The 10,917-nt window shown below is 67.9% G+C and carries 11 protein-coding genes and 1 pseudogene; 4 read left to right on the top strand and 8 right to left on the bottom strand.

Features of this window, described 5'->3' with window-relative positions; translation table 11 throughout:
- The 3 genes from ADBZ6I_RS01905 to ADBZ6I_RS01895 all read left to right on the top strand — a co-directional run.
- On the top strand, positions 1 to 844 hold an 844-nt coding region (locus ADBZ6I_RS01905; RefSeq protein ID WP_526380308.1), incomplete at its 5' end, for a 2-oxo acid dehydrogenase subunit E2.
- Positions 845 to 869: 25 nt separating this feature from the next.
- A complete protein-coding gene (locus ADBZ6I_RS01900) occupies positions 870 to 1,112 on the top strand; it encodes an acyl carrier protein (protein WP_526380306.1) in 243 nt (80 codons plus the stop codon).
- 49 nt (positions 1,113 to 1,161) lie between these two features.
- Positions 1,162 to 2,064, top strand: coding sequence for an aldose 1-epimerase (locus ADBZ6I_RS01895; protein WP_526380304.1), 903 nt, complete (start codon positions 1,162 to 1,164; stop codon positions 2,062 to 2,064).
- Between the two features lie 6 nt (positions 2,065 to 2,070).
- On the opposite strand, the pseudogene ADBZ6I_RS01890 reads toward ADBZ6I_RS01895, so the two are convergent.
- The 6 genes and pseudogenes from ADBZ6I_RS01890 to ADBZ6I_RS01865 form a co-directional block, all read right to left on the bottom strand.
- Positions 2,071 to 2,208, bottom strand: a pseudogene (locus ADBZ6I_RS01890) (IS110 family RNA-guided transposase); the annotation flags it as partial.
- A 200-nt stretch (positions 2,209 to 2,408) separates the two neighbouring features.
- On the bottom strand, positions 2,409 to 2,795 hold the full coding sequence (locus ADBZ6I_RS01885) for a heat shock protein transcriptional repressor HspR (protein ID WP_526380302.1): 387 nt from the start codon (positions 2,793 to 2,795) through the stop codon (positions 2,409 to 2,411).
- Positions 2,796 to 2,921: 126 nt separating this feature from the next.
- Positions 2,922 to 4,109, bottom strand: coding sequence for a molecular chaperone DnaJ (dnaJ, locus tag ADBZ6I_RS01880; protein WP_526380300.1), 1,188 nt, complete (start codon positions 4,107 to 4,109; stop codon positions 2,922 to 2,924).
- A 21-nt stretch (positions 4,110 to 4,130) separates the two neighbouring features.
- Complete coding sequence (gene grpE / locus ADBZ6I_RS01875; RefSeq protein ID WP_526380298.1) at positions 4,131 to 4,865, bottom strand: nucleotide exchange factor GrpE; 735 nt, start codon at positions 4,863 to 4,865, stop codon at positions 4,131 to 4,133.
- A 35-nt stretch (positions 4,866 to 4,900) separates the two neighbouring features.
- On the bottom strand, positions 4,901 to 6,769 hold the full coding sequence (dnaK, locus tag ADBZ6I_RS01870; protein ID WP_526380296.1) for a molecular chaperone DnaK: 1,869 nt from the start codon (positions 6,767 to 6,769) through the stop codon (positions 4,901 to 4,903).
- Between the two features lie 618 nt (positions 6,770 to 7,387).
- On the bottom strand, positions 7,388 to 8,137 hold the full coding sequence (locus ADBZ6I_RS01865; protein WP_526380294.1) for a GAP family protein: 750 nt from the start codon (positions 8,135 to 8,137) through the stop codon (positions 7,388 to 7,390).
- A gap of 70 nt (positions 8,138 to 8,207) precedes the next feature.
- Here ADBZ6I_RS01865 and ADBZ6I_RS01860 point away from each other — a divergent pair, with 70 nt between their 5' ends.
- Positions 8,208 to 9,146, top strand: a complete 939-nt coding sequence (locus ADBZ6I_RS01860; RefSeq protein WP_526380292.1) for a lytic transglycosylase domain-containing protein — start codon at positions 8,208 to 8,210, stop codon at positions 9,144 to 9,146.
- 10 nt (positions 9,147 to 9,156) lie between these two features.
- On the opposite strand, the gene ADBZ6I_RS01855 is transcribed toward ADBZ6I_RS01860, so the two are convergent.
- Positions 9,157 to 10,224, bottom strand: coding sequence for a VIT1/CCC1 transporter family protein (locus tag ADBZ6I_RS01855; RefSeq protein WP_526380290.1), 1,068 nt, complete (start codon positions 10,222 to 10,224; stop codon positions 9,157 to 9,159).
- Complete coding sequence (locus ADBZ6I_RS01850) at positions 10,221 to 10,841, bottom strand: DsbA family protein (RefSeq protein ID WP_526380288.1); 621 nt, start codon at positions 10,839 to 10,841, stop codon at positions 10,221 to 10,223. The genes ADBZ6I_RS01855 and ADBZ6I_RS01850 overlap by 4 nt, the downstream gene beginning before the upstream one ends.
- Between the last annotated feature and the right edge of the window lie 76 nt (positions 10,842 to 10,917).

Below are 10,917 nucleotides of genomic sequence, written 5' to 3'. Positions count from 1 at the left end.
CCTCAAGGGGCTTACCGGCACGGGCCCACAGGGTGCGATCACGTTGCACGACGTCGAACATGCCGCCGCGAGCGCCCACCAGGAGGCTCCCGCGCCGCCGCCGGCGCCGATCCAACCCCGACCGTCCGGCGACGCGCCGCGGTCGGAACGGGCCGCCGCGGCAGCCGCGCGGGGCGCGGCGATGCGGGCGTCGATCGCCGCGGCGATGAGCCGTTCCAAACGGGAGATCCCGCACTACTACCTGGCCGACGAGATCATCCTGGACGCTGCGCTGACCTGGCTGGCCGAGCAGAACTCCAGCCGGCCGATCACCGAACGGATCCTGCCGGCGGTGCTGCAACTCAAGGCTGTCGGACTGGCCGCTGCCCGATACCCGGAGTTCAACGGCTTCTGGCACGACGGCAACCCGCCGGCGTTCCAGCCCGCGGGCGGCGTGCACGTGGGTGTGGCGATCTCGCTGCGCGGCGGCGGCCTGGTGGCCCCCGCCATCCACGACGTGTCCGAGAAGACCCTGCCCGAACTCATGGCGGACCTGACCGACCTGGTGGCCCGCGCCCGGGCCGGCTCACTGCGCAGCTCGGAGATGTCCGACCCGACCATCACCGTCACCAACCTTGGCGACAAGGGGGTTGACGCGGTGTTCGGCGTGATCTACCCGCCGCAGGTGGCCATCGTCGGCTTCGGCAGGCCGGGCCAACAGGTAGTCGTGGTGGACGGCGGAATCCGGGTGGCCACCACCGTGCAATCCAGCCTCGCCGCCGATCACCGGGCCAGCGACGGCGCACGGGGCGCTTTGTTCCTCGCCGAGATCAACCGGCAGCTGCAAAACCCGGGCGAACTGTAGAGCTAGGAAAGGAAGGGCGGGAACCATGAGCGCAGAGGACATCAGGTCCGGCGTGCTGGCGGAGCTGACGGCGATCGCCCCGGAGATCGACGAGGACGACCTCAGCGACACCGAACTCCTGCGCGATCAGGTGGATCTGGACTCGATGGACTGGCTCAACTTCCTGGTCCGGTTGCACAAGCGCTTCGAGGTGGACATCCCCGAGTCGGAGTACGCCTCGCTGCGCTCAATCAGTGACCTGACCACCTATATCGCCCAGCACCGCTGAAGTGCCCGCGACTTGGTCAGACGTGGACGATTCATGGCACAATCCGACAATGGCCCAGTTGCCCTCCGTCGTCCTGAAAGACCCGACCTCCGCGCTGACCGCGACCTTCGTCCCGTCGGCGGGGATGGTGTGCACCTCGCTGTCCGACGGCGGGGTTGAGCTGCTCGGTCAGCGCCGGGGCTTGAACGCCTATTTGACGACCGGCAAGACCATGGGCATCCCGATCCTCTACCCGTGGGCCAACCGGCTGTCCGCCAACGGCTACGCGGTCGACGGCGGCGCGGTGACTCTGACCCCGGGTGTTGGCGGGGTGCGCTCCGACGAGCACGGCCTGGTGATCCACGGTGTGCTGGCCGCCTACCCCGGGTGGCTGGTCACCGAGCAGGAGGACAACCGGTTCATCGCCGACCTGGATTACGGCGGCCAGCCGCGGCTGCTGTGCAGCTTCCCGTTCCCACACGTGGTCACCCTCGACATCAGACTGGTCGATCGCGCGCTGACCATCGAGACCACGGTGACGCCGACCACGTCGGCCTCGGTGCCGCTGTGCTTCGGGTTCCACCCGTACCTGACCATTCCCGGCGTCCCGCGCTCGGAGTGGAAGCTGGAGACCCCGCCGCTGCGTCATCTGCCGGTGGACAACTGGGGCATCCCGACCGGCGCGACCGCGGACTGGCCGGCCATGTCGGAGACCCTCGGCGACCGGACCTTCGACGACGGCTTCGACGAGGTGCCCCAGGCCGGGGTGTTCGCGCTGTCCGGCGGCGACCGGCGCATCGAGGTGATCTTCGAGCACGGCTACCCGGCGGTGCAGATCTTCGCCCCGAACAACGACGACGTGGTGGGTATCGAGCCGATGGCCGCGCCCACCAACGCACTGCGCAAGGGCAACTACAACAAGGCGGTCCCGGGGCGTCCCGCGGTGTCGACCTTCACCATCAAGGTCACCTAAACCGTCCACCGTGCACTCGATCTCCGCAGCGGCAAGAGCGCGAGCCAACCCGAACCCGGTCGGCCCGGCCTCATAGGCCACTCGTACCGGTCCGCGCAGCTGACGCAACCAGCCCACAACCTCGCCGTGGTCCGGGCACAATCGCGCCCGCTCGGCGCCGACACCGTCGGCCGCTGTTCGACGGCGCCGACGCCGTCGTACACCTGGCATGGGGATTTCAGCCCACCCGCAACACCCTCACCCGAGTGGGGGTCGTCTTAGTGCCGATCACCGCGCGGCACCTGCCCTAGGCCCACGGCGGCGCGCTAGGTACAGCTAGGCCCCGGCGGCGCGGCGACTAGCACCTAGCGGTTGCGGGGCTTCCAGACCACCACCGCGGTGCTCTTGGGCACCACCGCCAAGTCGCGGCGGGGCTTGGAGCGGTTGAGTTCGGCGGCCATTTCGGCGATCCGCGACTGCAACGCCTCCACATGGTTGGTCAACTCGATGATCCGCTTGATGCCGGCCAGGTTCACACCCTCGTCCTGGGAGAGCCGCTGGATCTCGCGCAGCAGTTCGACATCGCGTTCCGAATAGCGCCGCCCCCCGCCGGGGCTGCGCTCGGGTGAGACCAGCCCGAGCCGGTCGTAGGTGCGCAACGTCTGGGCGTGCATACCGGCCAACTCAGCAGCAACCGAGATGAGGAACGTCCGGGCCTGAGCCGGATCCCGGGGACCGTTGGCGGCGGTCACGGTCGGATCCCCGACTTGTGCTTCACGGTCGGATCCCCGACTTGTGCTTCACGGTCGGATCCCCGACTTGTGCTTCACGGTCGGATCCCCGACTTGTGCTTCACGGTCGGTTCCCCGACTTGTGCTTCACGGTCGGTTCCCCGACCACCCGGCACGCGGGTCGAACCCGCTGGCCTTCTCCGCCGCCGCGTAGGCCTCCAGCGCCTCCAGCGCCGGCCCCTCCAAGTCCGGCGGGACGGCCACCTTCACGGTGACCAGCAGGTCGCCGGAGCCACCTCCGCGTTTGGGCACGCCGCGCCCGCGCACCCGCAGGATGCGGCCGTCGGAGGTGCCTTTCGGCACCTTCACGCCGACCTTGCCATCCAGCGTGGGCACCGACAGTGTTGTGCCCAAAGCCAATTCGGTGAAGCGAACCGGAACGGTGACGGTGAGGTCGTCGCCTTCGCGGCCGAATACCTTGTCTGGGCGCACGTGCACCGTGACGTACAGGTCACCCGACGGCGCACCCCGAAGACCGGCTTCGCCCTGGCCGGCCAGCCTGATCCGCTGCCCGTCCTCCACTCCGGACGGGATTCGCACGTTGATGGTGCGGCTGCGCGTAGTGACACCGGTGCCGCGGCATTCGTCGCAGGGGTCCTCGATGATCGACCCGCTTCCGCGGCAGTCGGTGCACGGCTCGGAGAAGCCGAATGCGCCCTGATTGCGGTTGATCACCCCGGAGCCGTTGCAGTTGGCGCACACCTTGGGGCTGGTCCCCGGCCGTGCACCGCTGCCGTGGCAGTTGGTGCAGGGCGCCGGGCTGGTCAGCCGCAGCGGCATCGCCACCCCCTTGGTGGCCTCCAGGAAGTCCAGTTCGGTCTCGGTCTCCAAGTCCTTGCCCCGCCGCGGGCGGCTGGTTCGCGGTTGCGTCCCGCGTCCGAAGAGCCCGCCGAACAGGTCACCGATGTTGGCGCCCCCGTCCTGGCCAGCCTGTCCGAACAGATCGTTGAGGTTGAAACCGCCACCGTTGTCGTAGGTGAATCCGCCGCCGCCGCCGGAACCGCCACCGCCCCCGAATCGGCGGCCGAAGCCACCGCCGGAGAACATCCGGCGGGTCTCGTCGTACTCCTTCCGCTTGGCTTTGTCGGCCAGCACATCGCGCGCTTCGCCGACCTCCTTGTAGCGCTCCTCGGCGGCCGGGTTGTTCGGGTTGCGGTCGGGATGGTTCTCGGCGAGCAACTTCTTGGCGACCCGCCGAATCTCGTCGTCGCTGGCGTCAGAGGAGACGCCGAGCACCTTGTAGAAGTCTTTCTCAACCCATTCGCGTTGGACCACGCAGCGTCACCTCCTCCGGTCTCACTGCTCTGATTCTGCGTCGTACGACTCGGGCTGCTGTTCCTCGACGAGCGTGTCGCCCTGATCCGTGACCTCCACGGTGTCGACGACGCCGACCATGGCCGGCCGCAGCACCAACTCGCCGATCTTGTAGCCCTTGCGCATCACGGTGCCGATCACCGGGTGCGATCCGTCGCCCTCGTGCTGCACCGCCTCATGCAACGAGGGGTCAAACTCCTCGCCCTCGGCGCCGAATTCGACCAGGCCCATGCCGGTCAGCGCGGCGGCGAGCTTGTCGGCCACCGACCGCAGCGGGCCGCTCTCGAGGTCTCCGTGGCTGCGGGCCCGCTCGAGGTCGTCGAGCACGCCCAGCAGTTGACTGACGACGACAGCCTTGGCACGCTCGCCGGCCACCTCCTGATCGCGCAGCGCGCGCTTGCGATAGTTGGCGAAGTCGGCCTGCACCCGCTGCAGATCAGCGGTCAACTCGGCAACCTTGTCGGCATCGCCAGGCTCCGGCGCTCCCGGCGCCGCCCCCGAAGGGGCGGCGCCAGAGGCACTGCCGAATCCGCCCGAGGCGCTGCCGAATCCGCCCGAGGCGCTGCCGAATCCGCCGGCGGCGCTGCCGAATCCGCCGGCGGCGCTGCCGAATCCCGAGTCGCTTCGGTCCTGCCCGCCGGCTTCGCGAATCTCACCGGTCTGCGGGTCGATCCGCCGCTTGTCGGTGACCGTTACCGGTTCCTCGGACTGGCTCATATCCCGGGTCGCTTCGCTCCTGCCCTCCGGAAAGGTCACTTCTGCTCCTGATCGTCCTCAACGACCTCGGCGTCGACCACGTCGTCGCCACCCGAGCCACCCGACGATCCGTCAGTCCCGCTGGCGGCCTGCTCGGCCTGCGCGGCCTCGTAGATGGCCTGGCCCAGGGCCTGCGACTCGGCGCCCAGCTTCTCCATCGCGGACTTGATGGCCCCGATGTCTGAGCCGTTGAGCGCGGTCTTGGCGTCGGCGATCGCCGAATCAACCTTGACGAGGGTGTCCTCGGGAACCTTCGACCCACCGGACTCGGACGCTGTGCTCCTCTGTTCTGCGACGAACTTCTCCGTCTGGTAGACCAGCGACTCAGCCTGGTTGCGGACGTCGGCCTCCTCGCGGCGCTTGCGGTCCTCGTCGGCGTGCGCCTCGGCGTCCTTGATCATCCGGTCGATCTCCTCCTTGGACAGGCCGGAGCCCTCCTGGATCTTGATCGTGTTCTCCTTGCCGGTGCCCTTGTCCTTGGCGGTGACGTGCACGATGCCGTTGGCGTCGATGTCGAAGGTCACCTCGATCTGCGGCACGCCGCGCGGAGCCGGCGGGATACCGGTCAGCTCGAAGCTGCCGAGCAGCTTGTTATGCGCCGCGATCTCGCGCTCACCCTGATAGACCTGGATCTGCACCGACGGCTGACTGTCGTCGGCGGTGGTGAAGGTCTCCGAACGCTTGGTCGGGATGGTGGTGTTGCGCTCGATGAGCTTGGTCATCACCCCGCCCTTGGTCTCGATGCCGAGGCTCAGCGGCGTGACGTCCAGCAGCAGAACGTCCTTGACCTCACCCTTGAGCACACCGGCCTGCAGGGCGGCGCCGACCGCCACGACCTCGTCGGGGTTGACGCCCTTGTTGGGCTCCTTGCCGCCGGTCAGCTCCTTGACCAGGTCGGTGACCGCCGGCATGCGGGTCGAGCCGCCGACGAGCACCACATGATCGATGTCGGACACCGCGATGCCGGCGTCCTTGATCACCTGCTGGAACGGCGCACGGGTGCGATCCAGCAGATCCTGGGTGATCTTCTGGAACTCCGAGCGGGTCAGCTGCTCGTCGAGGAACAGCGGGTTCTTGTCCGCATCGACGGTGATGTAGGGCAGGTTGATCGACGAGCTCTGGCCGGAGCTGAGTTCGATCTTGGCCTTCTCAGCGGCTTCCCGCAGCCGCTGCATGGCCATCTTGTCCTTGGTCAGGTCGATGCCGGCGCTGGCCTTGAACTTGTCGACGAGCCACTCGACGATCCGGTCGTCCCAGTCGTCGCCGCCGAGGTGGTTGTCACCGGAGGTGGCACGGACCTCGACCACACCGTCGCCGATCTCCAGCAGCGAGACGTCGAAGGTACCGCCGCCGAGGTCGAAGACCAGGATGGTCTGTTCCTTGCTGCCCTTGTCCAGCCCGTAGGCCAGCGCCGCGGCGGTGGGCTCGTTGACGATGCGCAGCACATTCAGGCCGGCGATCTGGCCGGCTTCCTTGGTGGCCTGACGCTGGGCATCGTTGAAGTAGGCGGGCACCGTGATGACCGCGTCGGTGATGTCCTCACCGAGGTAGCTCTCGGCGTCGCGCTTGAGCTTCTGCAGCGTGCGCGCGCTGATCTCCTGGGCGGTGTAGTGCTTGCCGTCGATCTCCACCGACCAGTCGGTGCCCATGTGGCGCTTGACGGACCGGATGGTGCGGTCGACGTTGGTGACCGCCTGGTTTTTGGCGGGCTGGCCGACCAGCACTTCGCCGTTACGTGCAAAGGCGACCACCGAGGGCGTGGTCCGGGAGCCCTCCGAGTTAGCGACGACGACGGGGTCGCCACCCTCGAGGACCGCGACGCACGAGTTGGTGGTCCCGAGGTCGATACCGACCGCACGAGCCATAGTTGAATTCCTCCTGATAGACGTTCTGGTCTGAGCGAACCAGGCTCAAGCTTGCGGGATTCCGCCATCGGCTGTCAAGCCATAGTTGAGTGAGTTCGACTCAAGTTGTCAGTAGTGCCAACGGCCCGACTTGAAGAATTGTTCCCGGGGACCGGGGGCCCGCTCCACAAAAGTTACGGACCCGAAAAAAATGTCGTGGAATCGTGGAATATGGAACGCGCAGCGGAATCCCAGATAACGTCCCAGCTAACTGTTACCTACATCACAAATCGGCGTCAAGTCATGCACCGCACGGGACGCACTTCTCTCACTTCGGGGATCGCCGCTCTCGGCGTCGGCGCCATCGCACTCTCGCCCGTTCAGCCGTTGTCGGACAGCGTTGCGCCCGTCTCGGCACCGGCCGTCAGCACCTGGCGGTCAACCTCGCCGCCGCGGTGGACCCGATCCAAGCCTGGGTCGACACCTTCGAGAGCAGCGCCGCCAACATCGGAATCCTGGCGGGAAAGCGCGGAAATCGCGGCGCCGAGTAACCAAAAACCCCAGCGCGGCGGTCAGCTGCTCCGGCAGCGGGCCGCTGCGCTGCACGTCCGGTGCCGCCGCGGCGGCGATTCAGCTTTCCTACCGGCCCGGCATGTCGCGCCAGGCGTCAACGCCGACGAATGTGCCCGCACCGATCAGCAGCAGCGCGGTGATCCACCGCCCGTGGACCTTCATGATCCGCTCGTAGGCGTCCTTGATTCGGACGGTCGAACCGGGTTTGACCACGTCGATGATCAGCGGCACCACGGTGGGCAGCGCCGCGATGACGGCGAACAGCACGATGCCCAGCGCGCGCTCAGGGCGATCCTCGATCTGGATGATCTGGTGCCCCGCGGCGATCGCGATGGGAAACACCTTGGGGTGCAGCCCGCACATCGCGAAACCGGCCAGCCCCGCGCGACCGACCCGCCGGGGCGTCGGCAGGTCCGCCTCGGGGTTCAGCGCGGGGAACCGCCGGAAGAGCGCCTCGCGCACCCGGCTAGGCCGCCGTTCGGGTTCCGACGGATCGGCGATCGGCTTCCGGTGGATCGCGCCGAGGGCGCGACGCACCCCGATGGTCAGCAGGGCGGCGGCGATCAGCACCCGAACCACGAAGCTCGCCCAGCCGTGGTGGGCGGCATGGGTGTCACCGGTTCCAGAGGCATGCGCCACCCACAGGCCGATCCCGGTGGCGAAAGTGATGCCGGCAATGCCGCCGACGGCATAGGCCAGTGCGGCCCGCCGCGGCACCTTTTTGTCGCCGGCGATGATTAGGCCGAGCACAAGTGTCTCCGGGCTGAGGAAGATCGCCAGCGCCAGTGAAGCCAGGACAGCGAAGTGGGAACTCATTGCACTTGAGATTAGTGACACCGCCGCGCGAAGACGTTCGCAATCCGCCTCCTCGGCTAGGTTGCTTCAGATGAGCAGTCACCGGATGTTTGCCGTCGCCGCGCTCGCGGCCCTCACCGCTCTCGGTGGGACGGGCTGCGGCGAAGCGGGGCAGCAGACGCCCGCCGCGTCGTCATCGGCTCCGGCATCCCAGACCGCGCCGAGCGCGGCGATCACCAAGATGGACGCACCCGCCGGCGCCCAGCCGAAGCTGGCGTCGGATCCGGCGCAGATCGCCGACGATCTGGTGGCCGACGAGAAGGCCATCCGGGATCCGGCGACACCCCAGCCCGCACTGGTCGACGCCGCGCGGCGTCAGCAGGCGGCGTACCGCGCCATCGGCCGCAATCCAGCCTGGGACTCGGTGATTCGGCCACGCATTCCCGAGTCGCTGATCGCCACCTACGACCGCAATGTCGACGCGCGGCGACAGCTGCAGTCCATGTCCCCGGTGCGCGACACCCTGCCCGCATGGCGCATCATCCCCACCGCTCCGGCCGCTGAACTAATGAACCTCTACCGCGAGGCTGAGGCCAAAACCGGAGTCGGCTGGAATTACCTGGCCGCCATCAATCTGATCGAAACCCGCTTCGGCAGCATCGCCGGCCTGAGCACCGCCGGCGCGCAGGGCCCGATGCAGTTCATGCCCGAGACATGGGCGATGTACGGCGAAGGCGGCGACGTGAATTCGCCCCGCGACTCCATCATGGGCGCCGGACGGTACCTGGCCGACAGCGGATTCGCCGCCAATCGCGATCGCGCCATCTACGCCTACAACCACGCCAACGAATACGTCAACGCGGTCAACGACTACGCGGCGATCCTGGCCTCTGACCCGGGTGCCTTGAACGGCTACTTCCACTGGGACGTCTACTATCTGACCACTGCCGGCGACGTGCTGCTGCCGGTCGGATATTCGCAGTCGCAACGCATTCCGGTCACCGAATATCTGGCCACCCACCCGCAGTGAGGCTGCGGCGTCAGCCCACCCCGCCGCCGACGAGTAGACCCAGCAGCCAGGTGATCGCCGCCGCCCCGTAGCCGATCGCCAACTGGCGCAACGCCCTTCGCAGCGGCGGGGCGCCGGATAGCAGGCCGACGATGACCCCGGTGGCCAGCAGAGCGATGCCTACCAGCACCGCCGAGACGACCACGGCCGTCATACCGCTGAGCCCGAACAGAAACGGCAACACGGGAATCAGCGCGCCGGTGGCGAAGAAGAGGAAGCTCGACACCGCCGCGCCCAGCCCGGTTCCGATGGCCTCGTTCTGGCTGCCGTCGGCCGGGGAATGGGATATCGGATCACGCAAGACCGAGTCGGCGTGGGCGCTGGCTTCCTCAGCCGTCATCCCGCGGGCCCGGTAGACAAGTTCGAGTTCGTTGGCGTTGACATCAAGCTGTGTGAGCGCCGACCCGACGTGCGGGCTGGGGGCGGAGGCTTCCAGCAGCTCGCGCTGGGAGCTGACCGAGACGTACTCCCCCGCACCCATGGACAGCGCACCGGCCAGCAGACCGGCCAGACCGGTGACCAACACGGTGTGGTTGGACACGCCGCTGGCGGCCACGCCGAGGATCAGCGCCAGGTTGCTCACCAAACCGTCGTTGGCTCCGAACACCGCTGCCCGGAAACTGCCCGACAGCCGGTCTCGTCCGCGGGCCGCCAACGCCCGGATGACCTCTTCGTGGATCTGCTCGTCGGCAGCCATGGTGGCGGTCGCGTCGTCGTCGCACTCGTAGCTGGCACGAGCCTCGAACCGCTGCACCAGCGCCAGCACGAACACCGACCCGAAGTGGCGTGCCATGAAGGCCAGCGTCCGGGTGCCCAGGTCGGCACGAACCGGCTGACCGACCTCCTGGCCCAGCAGGTTCAGCCAGTGCTGCTCGTGCCGCTCCTCGGCGGTGGCGATCGCGGCCAGGATCTCCCGTTCCTCACCGTCGTGTTTGAGGGCGAGGTCCCGGTACACCGCCGCCTCGGCGCGTTCGTTGGCCAGGTGCCGGCGCCAGCGGCGCAGGTCGGCATCCGAGCGCCGGCTGGGTTGAGGGCTCAACTGAAGACCCTGTCGACGAACGCCGCGCTGCCCTCTTTCCAGGCCACGATGAAGTTGCCCACATCGTCGCGGCTGATGGCCAGTCCCGGGCAGAACCAACTGCCGCCGTCACCGGTGAAGAAATGCGGCGAGCCGACGACACCTCGGCGCTTGCCTTCGTCCCAGTCCGCCCGGACCGCCGCCGCGGTGGCGTCGGCATCCAGCGGCTGCAGGCCGAAACGGGCCGCGACGGTATCGATCACCTCCGGGCGCCCGATGTCGAGACCCTTCTCGAATACGGCGTCCCGCAATGCCATTCCGACCTCTTCGACAATCGCCACGTCGCCGGTTCGGCCCGCGGCGGCGGTCAGCGCGAACGCCGCCATCGATGTCGCCGGGAAGTCCTCGGCGGAGAAACCGGTGAACAGATCGGGTCGAACCGACTCCCGAAGTGCGGACACCTCGGTGGCGATGTGGTGCGGGTCGAGCGGCGCACCGTTGACCAGTTCCAGCGGCCACGCCCGGATACGCATTCGCGGCGTGGTGAGCCCCCGTTCGGAGCGCCGGTCGATCAGCGTGTGCAGCCCGACATGGGTGAAGGGGCACAGCACGTCGGCGAAGACTTCCACTGCTGTCACAACAAAAGATTAAGCCCCAGATGGCCGGCAAACGGCAGATGCCCACGTGCTGCACGTTGATGTGGGGCTGCCGCCC

The sequence above is a fragment of the Mycobacterium sp. genome (assembly GCF_044342925.1).
Classification (GTDB): Bacteria; Actinomycetota; Actinomycetes; order Mycobacteriales; family Mycobacteriaceae; genus Mycobacterium.
The sequence above is the reverse complement of the archived record's forward strand: the minus strand, read 5'-3'. Positions and strand labels throughout refer to the sequence as shown.